The organism is Flavobacterium aestuarii (assembly GCF_040049115.1).
GTDB classification, from domain to species: domain Bacteria; phylum Bacteroidota; class Bacteroidia; order Flavobacteriales; family Flavobacteriaceae; genus Flavobacterium; species Flavobacterium aestuarii.
On sequence record NZ_JBDLZZ010000009.1, the window covers coordinates 71,708 to 87,650 of the forward strand.

Annotated in this window: 10 protein-coding genes; 3 read left to right on the plus strand and 7 right to left on the minus strand. The window is 34.7% G+C overall.

Annotated features, from left to right (window positions below; genetic code table 11):
* Window positions 1-181: 181 nt before the first annotated feature.
* Entirely contained in the window at window positions 182-1,876 is a 1,695-nt protein-coding gene (locus ABEG11_RS11350) for a DUF262 domain-containing protein (RefSeq protein WP_348824289.1), read from the plus strand.
* A gap of 168 nt (window positions 1,877-2,044) precedes the next feature.
* On the opposite strand, the gene lpxB is transcribed toward ABEG11_RS11350, so the two are convergent.
* The 3 genes from lpxB to surE all read right to left on the minus strand — a co-directional run bounded on the left by lpxB (window position 2,045) and on the right by surE (window position 4,392).
* The gene (lpxB, locus tag ABEG11_RS11355) at window positions 2,045-3,157 is read right to left on the minus strand and encodes a lipid-A-disaccharide synthase (RefSeq protein ID WP_348824290.1); all 1,113 of its coding nucleotides are present in this window, start codon (window positions 3,155-3,157) and stop codon (window positions 2,045-2,047) included.
* A gap of 109 nt (window positions 3,158-3,266) precedes the next feature.
* A complete protein-coding gene (locus ABEG11_RS11360; RefSeq protein WP_348824291.1) occupies window positions 3,267-3,539 on the minus strand; it encodes a hypothetical protein in 273 nt (90 codons plus the stop codon).
* 76 nt (window positions 3,540-3,615) lie between these two features.
* The gene (gene surE / locus ABEG11_RS11365; RefSeq protein WP_348824292.1) at window positions 3,616-4,392 is read right to left on the minus strand and encodes a 5'/3'-nucleotidase SurE; all 777 of its coding nucleotides are present in this window, start codon (window positions 4,390-4,392) and stop codon (window positions 3,616-3,618) included.
* Between the two features lie 212 nt (window positions 4,393-4,604).
* Here surE and ABEG11_RS11370 point away from each other — a divergent pair, with 212 nt between their 5' ends.
* Window positions 4,605-6,779 carry a carboxy terminal-processing peptidase gene (locus ABEG11_RS11370; protein WP_348824293.1) on the plus strand — a complete coding sequence of 725 codons (2,175 nt, stop codon included), beginning with the start codon at window positions 4,605-4,607 and terminating at the stop codon, window positions 6,777-6,779.
* Window positions 6,780-7,025: 246 nt separating this feature from the next.
* Window positions 7,026-9,179 carry a carboxy terminal-processing peptidase gene (locus ABEG11_RS11375; protein WP_348824294.1) on the plus strand — a complete coding sequence of 718 codons (2,154 nt, stop codon included), beginning with the start codon at window positions 7,026-7,028 and terminating at the stop codon, window positions 9,177-9,179.
* Window positions 9,180-9,302: 123 nt separating this feature from the next.
* On the opposite strand, the gene ABEG11_RS11380 is transcribed toward ABEG11_RS11375, so the two are convergent.
* From ABEG11_RS11380 to ABEG11_RS11395, 4 genes are all read right to left on the minus strand, one after another.
* Window positions 9,303-11,879 carry a sodium-translocating pyrophosphatase gene (locus ABEG11_RS11380; RefSeq protein ID WP_348824295.1) on the minus strand — a complete coding sequence of 859 codons (2,577 nt, stop codon included), beginning with the start codon at window positions 11,877-11,879 and terminating at the stop codon, window positions 9,303-9,305.
* 114 nt (window positions 11,880-11,993) lie between these two features.
* Window positions 11,994-12,524 carry an inorganic diphosphatase gene (locus ABEG11_RS11385; RefSeq protein ID WP_348824296.1) on the minus strand — a complete coding sequence of 177 codons (531 nt, stop codon included), beginning with the start codon at window positions 12,522-12,524 and terminating at the stop codon, window positions 11,994-11,996.
* A gap of 111 nt (window positions 12,525-12,635) precedes the next feature.
* A complete protein-coding gene (locus ABEG11_RS11390; RefSeq protein WP_348824297.1) occupies window positions 12,636-13,235 on the minus strand; it encodes a DNA-3-methyladenine glycosylase family protein in 600 nt (199 codons plus the stop codon).
* 171 nt (window positions 13,236-13,406) lie between these two features.
* A complete protein-coding gene (locus ABEG11_RS11395) occupies window positions 13,407-15,905 on the minus strand; it encodes a DUF5686 and carboxypeptidase-like regulatory domain-containing protein (protein ID WP_348824298.1) in 2,499 nt (832 codons plus the stop codon).
* Window positions 15,906-15,943 lie beyond the last annotated feature (38 nt).

The following is a 15,943-nucleotide window of genomic DNA, read 5'->3' on the forward strand; positions in this document are numbered from 1 at the left end:
ATACAATTATTTTGTAAGAAAAAATTCTTTTTCAAAATGTTTTGTAAGACATTAGGGGAAAAATCTAAGTAAGATAATAGAATTCGATAAATTTAAAAAAAAACAAAATGATTTTTTGCATGAGTAATCGATTTTGTCATCGAAGAATATTGTCGTAATATTACAATGCAAAAAAGAGAATATGGCAACTATACTTTTAAATACTGGAACAGCTACTTATAATGACTTAATAGCCAATGGTAGAACATTCCATGTGCCACCTTATCAAAGAGATTATTCATGGGAAAGGGAATATTGGGAAGATTTGTGGATGGATATTTTAGATTTACCAAAAGAAAAATATCATTATATGGGGTATTTAGTTTTTCAAGAGGATACATCTAAAACAAAAACCTCTTACATAATTGATGGTCAACAGCGATTCACAACCTTAAGTATTTTATGTCTTTCAGCAATTAGATTATTAAAAGAATGGGTAGCATCAGGAATTGATTCAGAAAGCAACGAAACTAGAATAAATAAACTTACTGAAAAATTTCTAGGAAATTTTTCTACATCGAAACTGACGATTACACCGAAGCTAATCTTAAATAAAAATAACGATGATTTTTATAAAAGTTATTTATTAAATCACAGAAAACCACCAGCTATTGGTAAATTAAAGCCTTCACAAAGAAGATTGTGGAATGCATATGAATTTTTTTATCAAGTTTTGAAAGAAAAAATAAGTTCAAAATCAGGAGAAGAATTAGCAATGTTGATTGATGATGAAATTTCAAATTCGTTAATTTTTACTACTATAAATGTAAGTGATGATTTAAATGCTTATAAGGTTTTCGAAACGCTTAATGCTAGAGGAGTGAAATTGTCTCCATCAGATTTGTTGAAAAATTATTTGTTTTCAAAAGCTTTCGAATCAAGTAGTTCTGAATTAGAAGAAACTGAGCGCAGATGGCAAAGTATCAATGATTTTTTAGGGAAATCTGATTTGCCAACATTTTTAAGGCATTATTGGAATTCAAGATATGATTTGGTAAGGATATCTAATCTTTATCGCTCTATCAAATCTTTTATTCAAACTCCTAAAGAAGTATTTGATTTATTAAATGAACTGGAACAATTAGCTCCAGTTTATTCAGCTTTTGAAAATCCAGCTGATCCGATGTGGAATAAAGACCAAAGAGGATTTATTCGTTCAATGAATCTTTTTGGTGTATCCACATGGTATTCTTTAATGTTAATTGCTAAACAAAAATTTGCAGAAGACGAGTTTACCAAACTTTTACATGAATTAAATGTCATAACTTTTAGATACAATGTTATTTCAAGCTTACACACTAACGAAATTGAGCAAGTATTTAACAAACTTTCAGTAAAAATATTTAAAAATGAAGTAACGAAAGCTTCACAGGCATTTGAAGTTTTAAAATCAATTTATGTAGCAGATGAAAGTTTTGCACAAGCGTTTTCAACAAAGTTATTAAGTACAAGACGCAATAAAAATCTTGTCAAATATATTTTGGTCGAATTAGAAAATACAATTTCAGGAACTTCAAATCAATTTGAAGATGCTACATCAACAATTGAACATATTTTGCCTGAAAATCCCACAAATCAATGGGAAACAAATTTTCCCGCTGATGAACAAGACGAATATATTTATTTGATAGGTAATTATACTTTACTAGAAGAAACTTTGAATAGAAAAGCGGGAGACAAAGAATTTTCAGAAAAACTTCTTTTGTATAAATCATCTTCTTTCAAGATGAGTAACTCCGAATTAAATTACACTGAATGGAGTCCAATTGTTTTGAGAAAGCATCAAGACAAAATGGCGAAATGGGCTTGTAGAACATGGAAAACTTACTATCAATAAAACTGGCAATTTAGCTTAATTGACAGATAATAAGTTTGCCATGTTTTAAAATTAAGTTTCGGAAGTAGGCGCATAGACCTTGACAACATCCTGATAAGAGGGTGTAAACTCGCAAAGTAAGGTAGCCCTCTTATCGGGATGTTGGGAAACACCCAAATGAGATTGAAATTATTTTATCGAATCAACAATTAAATGTGCCGTTTTTTTGCTGGCGCCTATTCCGCCTAGTTTCTGCTCAAGTAAATCGTAGTTTTCTAGTAATATTTTACGGTAATTTGGTTCAAGGATTTTGGTTAATTCTTCGCGGATGCGTTTGGTGGAGCAGTCATCTTGAATTAATTCGGTCACCACTTCCTGGTCCATAATCAGATTAACGAGCGAAATATATTTGAGTGTAATGATGCGCTTAGCAATTTGGTACGAAGCCCAGCTGCCTTTGTAGCAAACTACTTCGGGAACTTTGAAAAGTGCTGTTTCCAGCGTTGCGGTACCCGATGTTACCAATGCAGCGGATGAATTTCGCAGCAAAGCATAGGTTTTATTGGAAACGAATTTTATGTTTTCGCTGGAGATGAATTGCTGATAAAATGTAAAATCCTGACTTGGAGCTCCTGCAATTACAAACTGATAATCGGGAAAATCTTTGACCACGCTTAACATTACCGAAAGCATTTTGCTGATTTCCTGTTTTCGGCTTCCAGGCAATATGGCGATAATTGGCTTTTCGGACAATTGATTTTCGGCTCTAAAAGCATTGGTGTCAATGCTTGATTGATTGTGAATGGCGTCTATTAGCGGGTGTCCTACGAATTCGACAGGAAATTTATGCTTTACTTCATAGAAATCTTTTTCGAAAGGCAAAATCACATACATTTTGTCCATATCGTGTTTAATAGCCTTGATTCGGTTTTCTTTCCAAGCCCAGATTTGTGGCGAAATATAATAATGGTTTTTGTACCCAAGGGGTTTAGCCCATTTGGCAATTCGCATATTAAAGCCTGGATAATCAATATATATAATCACATCAGGATTGAATTGCGCAATGTCTTTTTTGCAGATTTCAATATTATTCAATACGGTTTTCAGGTTGAATAGCACTTCGACAAAACCCATAAAGGCTAAATCTCTATAGTGTTTCACTAAAGTTCCGCCTACATTCTGCATTAGATCGCCACCCCAGAAACGGATATCGGCCTGTGAATCTTCTTCATAGATTGCTTTCATTAAATTAGATCCGTGCAAATCTCCCGAAGCTTCTCCTGCAATAATATAGTATTTCATTTTTTGATTTTTTTTGGTAAAGATACTGAGATTCTAAGTTTCTAAGTTACTAAGATTAAAAGGATATAGAAAACTTAGAATCTTAGCATCTAAGAGCTTAGGGATTTTTTTAAAGAAATATAGTGACAATGGTCAATGCAATAACGGACAAAACAACACCCCTTGCCATAAGTTCCTTATTCATTTTTAGTAAAACTCCAAAAGCGATTAAATCGAGAATTGAGCCTAGAGTGACTATTTTGCCTAGGTTGCCTTCGTTTTTCATGAGCTGCATTCCGACCAAAAAATCGTTATGTGTCACAAGTGTAATGTAAAGAAACATTCCTAACATAGAGGCAATGATTCCAATAATAAATCCAATGAGTAAGTCTGTTTTTTTCATATGCAGCTATTTTTTGTTTTATTCAGAAAAAATGGTTCTCCAGTTTTTTGCAATAATTTGTGTTTAATAAGCTCATTTACTCCCACTTCCAAGTATTGAGCTGTTGCATGCTATGATGTGCTGTTAAGTCAAATTGTACTGGAACGATAGAAATAAAGCCGTTCTGCAATGCCCACTCATCTGTGTCTTCTCCTTTGTCCTGGTTAATGAATTCTCCGGTAAGCCAATAATAATCTTTGCCTTGGGGCGTTTTTCGTTTGTCGAATTTTTCGGTCCAAATTGCATTCGCCTGACGGCAGATTTTAATTCCTTTGATTTCTTTTTCTTTTAATTTTGGGAAATTAACATTCAGAATAACGCCTTCTGGAAGCTTGTTTTTTAAAACTTCGAGCGTAATGGATTTGACAAAAGATTTGATCTGTCCGAAATCGGCATTCCAATCGTAGTCTAATAATGAAAAGCCAATGGCTTGTATACCTTCAATACCGGCTTCGACAGCAGCACTCATTGTTCCGGAATAAATAACATTTATGGAGGAATTGGATCCATGGTTAATGCCGGAGACACAAAGATCCGGTTTTCTCTTCAGAATTTCGTGAACAGCAATTTTTACGCAGTCTACGGGTGTTCCAGAACAGCTGTATTCTGTTACTGAATCTGTATCTTTTGAAATTTTATTGAGGTATAGCGTGTCATTTATGGTAATTGCATGACCCATTGCGCTTTGTGGTTTATCAGGAGCGACAACGACAACATCTCCTATTGTTGTCATTACTTCGATTAAGGTTCGAATTCCTGGTGCCGATACTCCATCGTCATTTGTAATTAGTATTAAAGGCCTTTCATTTTTCATTCGAGGGATGTTAAAAAGAATAATTTTTTGATAAAAATTGTATTGGAAAACAAATGTACTAACACAAAATCTTATATTGCGAACAAATAAAATATATTTTTTTGGGATGTTTTTTTTAAAACTGAAAAATGTATTTTATACCTTTAACAAAAAATTATGTAGTGTTGTAAGGGGTTGGCATGGTTTTTAATGTAACTTAGTTTAAAAAATTGATGAATTCTATTGTAAGCTTTATGAAAAGAAATTATAAATTAGTCATAGCTGTGGTATGCCTTTCGGTGACCTTATTTGCGTTTAATATAAATTCAAAAAAAGCTATCGATCCAGAAAGAGATAAGCTGTTGTTGGAGTTGCTGTCATTTGTAATAGAGAAAGGACATTACAGTCCAGCCGTTGTTGATGATAATTTTTCTAAAGGTGTCTACAAGGATTATATAGCAGCCTTAGATCCTTCTAAGCGTTTTTTCCTGCAATCGGATATTATTGAATTTTCCAAATTTGAATTGGAACTAGATGATCAGTTAAATAATAAAGACCTGACTTTTTTTAACCTGACTTATGATCGTTTAATGCTTCGTATGGACGAAAGCAAAAAAATATTTAAAAGTATTTTGAGCAAGCCATTTGACTATAGCATTGATGAGAGTTTTAATGTAGATTATGATAAAGCGCCATACGCGAAGAATACTGCTGAACTCAAAGAGAGATGGAGAAAACAAATTAAATTATCGACTCTTTCATCTTTTACAGATAAGAAAAAAATGGAAGAGGACAAGAAACTGAAAGATCCACAGTATGTAATGAAAACAGATGCTGCACTGGAAGCCGAAACCAGAGAAGGCTCATTGAGTTCATTGAATGATTCTTTTGGGTTTATGAGTGAGCTGAAAAGAGATGATTGGTTTACATTATATATCAATTCAATCATGTCACGTTTTGATCCTCATACAACTTATTTTGCTCCAGAAGAAAAGGAAAGATTTGATGTAAGCATGAGCGGTAAGCTTGAAGGGATTGGAGCTAGATTGCAAAAGAAAAATGACTATACCGAAATTTCCGAATTAATTTCGGGAGGGCCAGCCTGGAGAGGCAAAAAACTTGAGGCGGGAGATTTAGTGATGAAAGTAGCACAAGGAAATGGTGTGCCTGTGGATGTTGTTGGAATGCGTTTAGATGATGTCGTGAAAAAAATTAAAGGGCCAAAAGGTTCTGAAGTTCGCTTGACTGTTAAAAAAGTGGATGGAACTATTCATGTCATTTCTATAATAAGAGATATTGTCGAAATCGAAGAAACCTATGCCAAATCAAGTATAGTTGAAAAGAATGGTAATAAATATGGAGTGATTTATCTTCCTAAATTTTACATTGATTTTGAAAACAAAGACGGCAGAGATGCTGGAAAAGATATTGCGCTGGAGGTTGACCGTTTGAAAAAAGCAGGTGTTAATGGTATCGTTTTGGACGTGCGTGATGATGGGGGAGGATCGTTGTCTACTGTTGTTGATATTGCAGGTTTATTTATTGAGCAAGGTCCAATTGTCCAGATAAAATCAGCAGGCAAGAAAAAAGAAATTTTATATGATACTGATAAAAAAATAGAATGGGATGGGCCATTGGTAATAATGGTAAATGAATTTTCAGCTTCAGCATCAGAGATTTTGGCAGCTGCAATTCAAGACTATAAAAGAGGAATCATTATTGGCAGCAAGCAAACCTATGGTAAAGGAACGGTTCAAAACGTAATTGATTTGAACCAATTCGTTCGTAACAGTTCAGCTGGAGATTTAGGTGCGTTGAAAACAACTACCCAGAAATTTTATAGAATAAATGGAGGATCAACTCAGCTTGAAGGCGTAAGCAGTGATATTGTAATGCCAGATCGTTATGCCTATTTAAAAATGGGCGAAAGAGATGAAGAGAATGCAATGAAATGGGACAAAATTGATCCAGCTCCATATACTGTTTGGAATAAAAATTCAAAATTTGATCAGGCAATCGCAAATAGCAAACAAAGAATTGAGAAAAATGTTCAATTCCAATTGGTTGAAGAAAACGCCAAATGGATTGATAGCAGAAGCAATGAGAATACTTATAGCTTGAATATTGACAAATTTAAAGTAGCTCAAAATCAAATAGAAGAAGCTGCGAAAAAATTCAAGCCAATACTTGAGTATCAAAATAATCTGAAATTCACTTCATTGCCATATGAATTAGAAGAATTTACTAAAGACCCGGTTCTCAAGGAAAAGAGAGATAGATGGCACGAAAGTTTGTCTAAAGATATTTATGTTGAAGAGGCGCTGAATGTATTGGATGATCTTCAGGCAAAATCTATTGTGAAAAGCCCTATTCCAGGTGATAAAAAAGGAAAATTAGTTAAATCATAAAAAATCAATATCCTTAAAAAAGATGTATCAAAAGCTCCAATAAGAATGGAGCTTTTTTTATGACAGATTTAAAAATATCGAAAAAGCAGAATATTCCTTAGTGTATCATTTAGATTTTCATCAGTGCTTTTCTGTTAAAAAAATCAGTTTTATATATTTAACAAAACAGTTTGCAATAGCCTTGACAAATGATTTTGATTTTAGAGTAATTTAAATATATTTGACAAATTCTATTTTTAGAACTTTATGAAAAAAATATATTTAATACTCATAGCAGCGGTAAGCCTTTCGGTTACTTTATTTTCCTTTTCTAGTAATCCAAAAAAGGCAATGGATCCAGAAAAAGACAAGCTGCTGTTGGAATTATTGACTTTTGTACTCGAGAAAGGACATTACAATCCAGCTGCAATTGATGATAATTTTTCGAAAGGAGTTTACAAGAATTATATTGAAGCCTTAGATCCTTCTAAGCGTTTTTTTCTGCAATCCGATATTAATGAATTTTCGAAATTTGAACTGGAACTAGATGATCAATTAAACAGCAGAGATTTAACCTTTTTTAATCTTACATATGACCGCTTAATGCTTCGAATGAATGAAAGCAAAAAAGTGTTTAAAGATATTTTAAGCAAAAGGTTTGATTATACTATTGATGAGAGTTTCAGCATAGATTATGACAAAACGCCGTATGCTAAAAACAGTTCTGAGTTAAAAGAAAAATGGAGAAAACAAATTAAATTATCTACACTGTCCTCTTTTACAGATAAGAAAAAAATAGAAGAAGAGAAGAAGCTGAATGATCCAAAATATGTCATAAAAACTGATGCTGTGCTGGAAGCTGAAACCAGAGAAAGCTCCTTGGCTTCATTAAATGATTCTTTTGGATTTATGAGTGAATTGAAAAGAGACGATTGGTTTACTTTGTATATCAATTCTATTATGTCTCAATTTGATCCGCATACCACATATTTTGCTCCAGATGAAAAAGAACGTTTTGATGTTGGCATAAGTGGCAAACTTCAAGGTATTGGTGCCTTATTGCTGAAAAAAAATGATCAGATTGAAATATCAGAACTTATTTCAGGAGGACCAGCATGGAGAGGCAAACAGCTGGAAAAGGGTGATTTAGTACTGAAAGTTGCCCAAGGCAATGGTGTTCCAGTGGATGTTGTTGGAATGCGTTTAAAAGAAGTTGTGAAAAAAGTAAAAGGGCCGAAAGGTTCGGAAGTGAGGCTTACTGTTAAAAAGACAGATGGAACAATTCATGTTATTTCTATAATTAGAGATATTGTCGAGATTGAAGAAACGTATGCTAAATCGAGTGTGGTTGAAAAGAATGGCTTAAAATACGGAGTTATTTATTTGCCAAAGTTTTATATTGATTTTGAAAATAAGGATGGGAGAGATGCTGGAAAAGACATAGCGCTTGAAGTAGATCGTTTGAAAAAAGCAGGTGTAAATGGCATTGTTTTAGATGTTCGTGATGATGGTGGAGGGTCGCTTTCGACAGTCGTTGATATTGCTGGATTGTTTATACAAAATGGACCGATAGTCCAAGTTAAATCACCAAGAAAGGAAAAAGAAATTTTGTATGATACCGATAAAAAAATCGCATGGGATGGACCGCTGGTAATAATGGTAAATGAGTTTTCGGCTTCGGCTTCCGAAATTTTGGCGGCAGCCATTCAAGATTACAAAAGAGGAATTATTATGGGCAGTAAACAGACATATGGCAAGGGGACTGTCCAAAAGGTAATTGATTTGAATCCATTTGTCCGCAGCAGTACCTTTGGAGATATAGGGGCATTAAAAACTACCATTCAAAAATTTTATAGAATAAATGGCGGATCAACCCAGCTTGAGGGTGTTAGCAGCGATATTGTAATGCCAGATCGGTATGCCTATTTAAAAATGGGCGAAAGAGATGAGGAAAATGCAATGCCATGGGATAAAATTAATCCAGCTTCTTACACCTTATGGAATGATACATCCAGGTTTAACCAGGCTATAATTAATAGTAAAAAAAGAATTGAAAATAACCTTCAATTTCAGCTGATTGAAGAAAATGCTAAATGGATCGACAGCAGGAGTACTGAAAATACTTATAGTCTTCACATGGATAAATTTAAAGTGGCTCAAAATCATATTGAAGAAACGGCCAAAAAATTCAAACCGATTTTTGATTATCAGAATAATTTAAAATTCATGTCATTGCCAAATGAAATTGAAGAATTTGCTAAAGATCCCATTCTCAAAGAAAAAAGAGATAGGTGGCACGAAAGCTTATCAAAAGACATTTATATTGAGGAAGCCCTAAATGTGCTGGACGATTTACAAATTAAATCGATTGTTAAAAACAATATCCCAAGTGATAAAAAAAGAAAACTAGTAAAAACATAAATAAGCCAAGATATTTTGTGCAATTCATATTAATTACTATTTGTTCAAAATGTCTATAAAAAAGGGCTTCGATATAATCGAAGCCCTTTTTTATTCTAGTATTATTTTATTTTAACCAATGGCTTATTTTATTGCATCGATCTGAGCTTGAACTTCAGCATCTGTGCCTTGAAATTGTTTTACAACTACAGTTCCATTAACAGTTGATGTGACAGTTGCACTTACTTTTCCATTAATGTCTTTTTTCTCGATTCTAATTTCACTCTGCATAGATACTGGTTTTTTGGCACAGCAAGCTTTTCCTTCTGGAGCAATAAATTTGCCATCTTTATCATAATGAGACAGGCACATTTCTTTTTGTTCAGGAGTACATTTCAGGCTGTCACACATTTTAGCGCACTCTTCTTTAGTCATTTTAGCGCATTTAGCCATGTCGCATTTTCCCATATCTCCTTCATGCATGGTGCATTTTTCCATTTTGATTTCTTTCTTTGCACAGCAGCTGTCAGTTCCAATAGTACTGCTTCCGTTTCCTAAAATAGGAGCCATAACCAGTCCAATTAAACAAGTCAATTTGATTAAAATATTCATAGACGGTCCAGATGTATCTTTAAAAGGATCTCCAACAGTATCTCCAGTAACCGCCGCTTTATGCGCATCAGATCCTTTATAGGTCATTTCACCATTAATCATAACACCAGCCTCAAACGATTTTTTGGCATTGTCCCAAGCACCTCCGGCATTATTTTGAAAAACTGCCCAAAGCACTCCCGAAACTGTAACTCCAGCCATATAACCACCCAGCATTTCAGCAATTAACTGATTATTATCTCCGTATACTAATTTCCCTATAAGAACAATTGCAATTGGAAAACCAATAGTCAAAATACCAGGCAGCATCATTTCGCGCAAAGCTGCTTTAGTCGAAATATCTACACATTTTGCATATTCCGGTTTTCCAGTTCCTTCCATGATTCCTGAAATTTCCTTGAACTGACGGCGAACTTCATACACCATATCCATAGCTGCTTTCCCAACGGAATTCATCGCTAAGGCCGAGAAAACAACTGGTATCATACCTCCAACAAATAACATTGCTAAGACAGGAGCTTTGAAAATATTAATTCCATCAATTCCTGTAAACGTTACATAAGCTGCAAATAAAGCCAAAGAGGTCAATGCTGCCGAAGCAATAGCAAAACCTTTACCTGTTGCAGCTGTCGTATTTCCTACTGAGTCCAAAATATCGGTTCTGGTACGGACTTCTTTTGGCAGTTCGCTCATTTCGGCTATTCCTCCTGCGTTATCTGATATTGGGCCAAAAGCATCAATAGCCAATTGCATTGCTGTTGTTGCCATCATTGCTGAAGCTGCTAAAGCCACTCCATAAAATCCAGCCAAAGCATAAGAAGCCCAAATAGCTGCAGCAAACAATAAAACTGTTGGGAAAGTTGAAATCATTCCTGTTGCCAAACCTGCAATTACGTTGGTTCCTGCTCCTGTACTTGATTTTTGAACAATAGCCATTACTGGTTTTGTCCCTAAGCCTGTGTAATATTCGGTTACCGATGAAATGGCACCGCCTACAACTAAACCTATCAGCGTTGCATAGAAAACATGCATTGATGAAATATCTTTAGAACCTTCACCAAAGAAAGTCATGCTCATGGTTTCTGGAAGCATGTATTGCACTAAAAATTTACAAGCGATTGCTGTCAACACAATAGATACCCAGTTTCCAATATTTAATGCTTTTTGAACTTGAGCTTCTTTAGCATTTTCGTCCGTTATTTTAACGAGCATAGTTCCGATTATAGAAAATAGAATTCCAAAACCTGCAATTGCCATCGGTAATAAAATTGGTCCAATACCGCCAAAAGCATCTTGGATGTTACCCCCCATATCTTTTATTACATAATTTCCAAGAACCATTGCAGCTAAAACAGTTGCTACATACGACCCAAATAAATCGGCACCCATTCCTGCAACGTCTCCAACATTGTCCCCTACATTATCTGCAATAGTAGCAGGATTACGAGGATCGTCTTCTGGTATTCCTGCTTCGACTTTACCAACTAAATCAGCTCCAACATCGGCTGCCTTGGTGTAGATTCCTCCGCCAACACGTGCAAACAGTGCAATAGATTCAGCTCCAAGAGAAAAACCTGCCAAAGTTTCCAGAACAACAGTCATGTCTTCAGTTGAAGTCCATTCACCGTTCATAAATATTCTGAAAAAAAGAATAAAAAAACCGGTTAAACCTAAAACAGCTAAACCGGCTACGCCTAATCCCATTACAGTTCCTCCGCCAAAAGATACTTTCAAAGCCTGCGGTAAACTTGTGCGGGCGGCTTGAGTAGTTCTAACATTGGTTTTTGTTGCGATTTTCATTCCCATATTTCCTGCCAATGCTGAGAAAAATGCTCCGAACACAAATGCGATTACTATTAATATGTTGGTTTTAACCCCGGGGATAAAAGTGATTCCTGCCAATACAATACTTGCGATTAATACAAAGACAGCTAGTAACCGGTATTCTGCTTTTAAGAAAGCCAAAGCTCCTTCATATATATAATCTGATATCTCCTTCATTTTGCCATCTCCAGGATCTTGTTTTAACACCCAAGATTTTTTGACAGCCATAAAAATAAGTCCTACTATTGCCATGACAATTGGCACATAAATCATAATTGAATCCATAAATATTTTTTTTGATTCGGTTAATAATAAAAAATGTAATGGATAGCAATTTAACAAAAAAAAGCAAGACTCTTTGCAGAGTATTGCTTTTTTTATAAATTCAAAGTGTAAAAATTATTTAATACTGAATAATCCTTCTTCTTTATTTGGAATATCATTAAAACGCTGTGTACATTCTTTGATGATATCAAATGCTTCATTTACATCTCCCCATCCTTCTACATCTACTTGTTTGTGTTCAAGATCTTTGTAAACCTGGAAGAAATGTTCAATCTCTTTCAATAAGTGGGGATTGATATCTGATAAATTTTCTAATGAATTCCAGATTGGATCAGAAACTGGTACACAGATAATTTTTTCGTCTGGTCCCTTGTCATCTGCCATATGGAAAACTCCAATAGGTTTTACTTCAATTACGCAGCCAGGAAAAGTAGGTTCGTTTATCAAAACCAAAACATCTAACGGGTCACCGTCTAAAGCTAAAGTTTCTGGAATGAATCCGTAATCAGCTGGATACATCATTGACGAGAATAACATTCTGTCAAAACGCATTCTTTTTATTGCAAAATCGTACTCGTATTTATTTCTACTTCCTCTTGGTATTTCAATTAATACATCAAAAGTTTTTAATTTGTCTGCAGTCATTATTTTTTTTGTCTTTTCTTAATTTATTAACGAGTGCAAAAGTAATCAAACAATACTTTTTTGCAATAAAAAAAGACAAGAATGACTATAAAGTTTTTGTTAATTAACAATTTAATACATAATTGTCCTTTTTCGTTTTCTTAAATAATAATGCCAAAGCAAAAATGTTGCATATGAGCGGTATGGACTCCATTTCTCTGTGTGAATTTCCATTTCTTTCCTGTCATGAATGTCAAGCAGTTCTTTGATTGTATTAACGACTGCTATATCGCCCAGCGGAATTAAATCTGGTTCCTGCAGGCAAAACATCAGATAAATATCGATAGTCCAGTTTCCGATTCCTTTTAATCGGATTAATTCTTCCCGGACCTGCTGTGCTGATTTGGCTGCTAAACTTTCAATATCAAGGTCCTTGTCAAGAACGGCGTGGGCTAATATTTTTATATAACTAGTCTTCTGCCGGCTGACTCCCAAAACTCTAAACTCTTCGTCAGGCAAAACCGATAATGCTTCGGGGCTGCACTCAGTGTGTGCTTTTATTTTTAAGAAAGTGGCTTTGGCTGAATCTATGGAAACCTGCTGTTCTAGAATTAACAGCACCAGTGTTTCAAATCCCTGAGGTCTTCTTGGAATTACCGGCAATCCGTAGGTATCAATTATTTGCTGGAATATAGGATCTTTTTGAAATAGATAGTCGATTGCTTCCTGCATGGTCTGATTTTTTTTAGTCCAGTTCGCTTCACTCGTGTTAAATGAAAAGCCTTATGAAAAAAAACTGCTGCTTTTTTTGAAAGCAAGAAGCGATCAAATTGAAGCTCTTTTTTACTTTTTACAAAAATAGCAGTTTTTGGGTAAGTTCTAATCCGTACAAGGATTCAGATCTTAAAAATAGAATCCAAAGGATGCTTTTACTGCAAATTTGTTTGCATTTGGTACATCAAGATAACCGCCTCTCCAAGAGAAATCTACACGTAATACCTTGAAAATATTCCCAATACCTGCGTTGTATTCCCAATAGATATCCTCAGGAGCAACATACTCTAAGCCCGAAGCGTTTATAGCCTTGTTGGCATCGCTAACTGTTCCATAAGCACCTTTAACGCCTACGATTTCTCTCCAATTGAGTTTGCGCAAAAATGGAACTCTAGCAAACAATCGACCATTAAAATTGTGATACCATTGTAAAGTAGCATATTTATCGGTGACAAATTCATAATAATTAAGATTACTGAAAGTGTTTTCGATGGTAAAAAAAGTCTGGTTACCAGGTACTATGCTCATTAAGCCTAGTGGAATGGTGCCAAATGTTTTTCCAAGTTCAAGAATCAGATCTGTGCGTCCCAATGGGCCTATAGTTATAGGCTGTTTATAATAAATTTCGAGTTTTTTATAATTGAAATCACTGTTCATGATTCCTTTGTAGCCTTGGCTGTAATTAACAAAAAGAGTTGTGTAAGGGCTGTTGGCAATACTTCTTTCTACGCCATAAGCAATGGTTCTTCGGTTTGGAGTATATTCGGCCTGAATATTAAATTCAGATTGGGTTGTGGTGCTTTTTACAACCCCGGCTGGATCTGCAGCTGTAGGCAGTGTAGTATAATAATCCAAGCTAAAAACCGGAGATGCCGATTCTAGTGTCTTGTATGAAACTCCAGCTTGAAAAGTCAGGTTTTTTATGGGTTCTATGGCAATATAAGCGTTTGTCAAACCTATATTGGTTAATTTCCCATTAGATCCTGTGGTAAAAAAGGCTGATGAACCATAATTTCTAGCCAAAATATCATTGGTTGTAGTCAATTGTGAGCCTAATTGTTCTATATCCCGCCTGTTGCCCCCCGAAATGATGATTCGGTTTTTTTTGTCAATCATCCATTTTCCTGCAAAGCCATATTTAAACTTCTGATCCTTGAAACCATAGGCGGTAAAAGCCTGTACACGCCAAGGGTCATTTGGGCCAAAATAAGTTCTTGCACCCAATCGGGTTTTAAATCCTTCGACTTCGTTATAGCCAAAAGTGGAAAAAATAGGTCCAAAATCATAATTGCCATAATTGACGTAGCCACTCGCCAGCATGGTTACCAAGCTGGTAATCTGCTTAAAGGCTTGTACATTTTTCAAAGTGTCGAGCATCTTGTAAACGCCCAGCTCGTCTTTGCTTAGTTTCTCAAAACGATGCTCTTCCCAATATTCATCGCTTTTTTTATAAATTTCATTGTCAACAAAATTGACTTCTTCTTTGTAGAATTTCTCAGGTTTCTCAATATTGAATTTATGGTTTTGATAATACGTTGTTCGCTTACCATAAACCCCTTTTGATTTTTCCTTTTTGTTAAGAGCAAAATCAGACATCAGATAATCTTTGGTCAAAAGAAAGACAGAATCATTCAAGACTTCAAATTCCTGCTCAACATAAATATCTTTGACCCAGTTGATATTAGCACTTTTGGTAACTGCCATATTGATTTTTTTTATAGCAAATGTGGTATCATTTACCCAAAAATCTCCTTTGAAAGTCAGCTCATTTTTTCGCCTTGGATAAAAAACAATATTGTAGCACCATTTCTTGTCAATATAAGCACTGTCCTTTAATACATAATTATAAACATCAATTCCAGTTCTGGAAAGAGGGCTGGTAAAGGTTTTGTCAAACAAGGCAATGTAATTGTTGTATATGTTGTAGTCTGAATATAAGTCTTTTATAAATGATAAAATCTGCTGATTTCCATCATATCCCGAAGTTTTATTCGCTTTTGTAATTTCTTTTACTTTTGGTATTTTATTGTCTCCATACACATCTACCAAGGCTTCATTGATAAAAATTGGCAGATAGGTTTTTCCCGTTACTCTAGAGGTGTCCACATGGTCAAAAATAAATTCCATGCCTTTGAAAATCCTTTGTTTTCTATAAGCACTATCAATGGAATTAATATCAAACTCTACTTTTTCATATTTTTCCATCTGGTATTGGGCAAACTGGTACAAACCATTCTTTTTCTTTTTCTCCCAGATTTTCCGCAGAATGTCAAGCGCTGGATTATTTTTTTTGGAAGTTTTCCCAGTAAACACTATTACCTCTTTTAAGGCCTGCTGCTCGCTCATTTCAATTGTGAAATTATAATTTACAGCTTTGGCAAGCGTGATTTCCTTATCCGAAAAACCAATTGAAGTGATTAATAAGGTTGTATAAGTGTTTGGAGATTCCATGTAAAACCTTCCGTCTTCATTAGTTACAGTTCCTATACTGGAGTTTTTGAAAACAACATTTGCATAAGGGATAGGCTGTTTGAGCTTATCTACAACAATACCACTCACTTTTGTCTGTCCAAAAGCAGAGTTGATTGCAATAAAAGTCAATATGATAACGGCTAATATTTTCTTCATGATATATAAAAAAAAGCTTCATCAAAATTACAATTGAT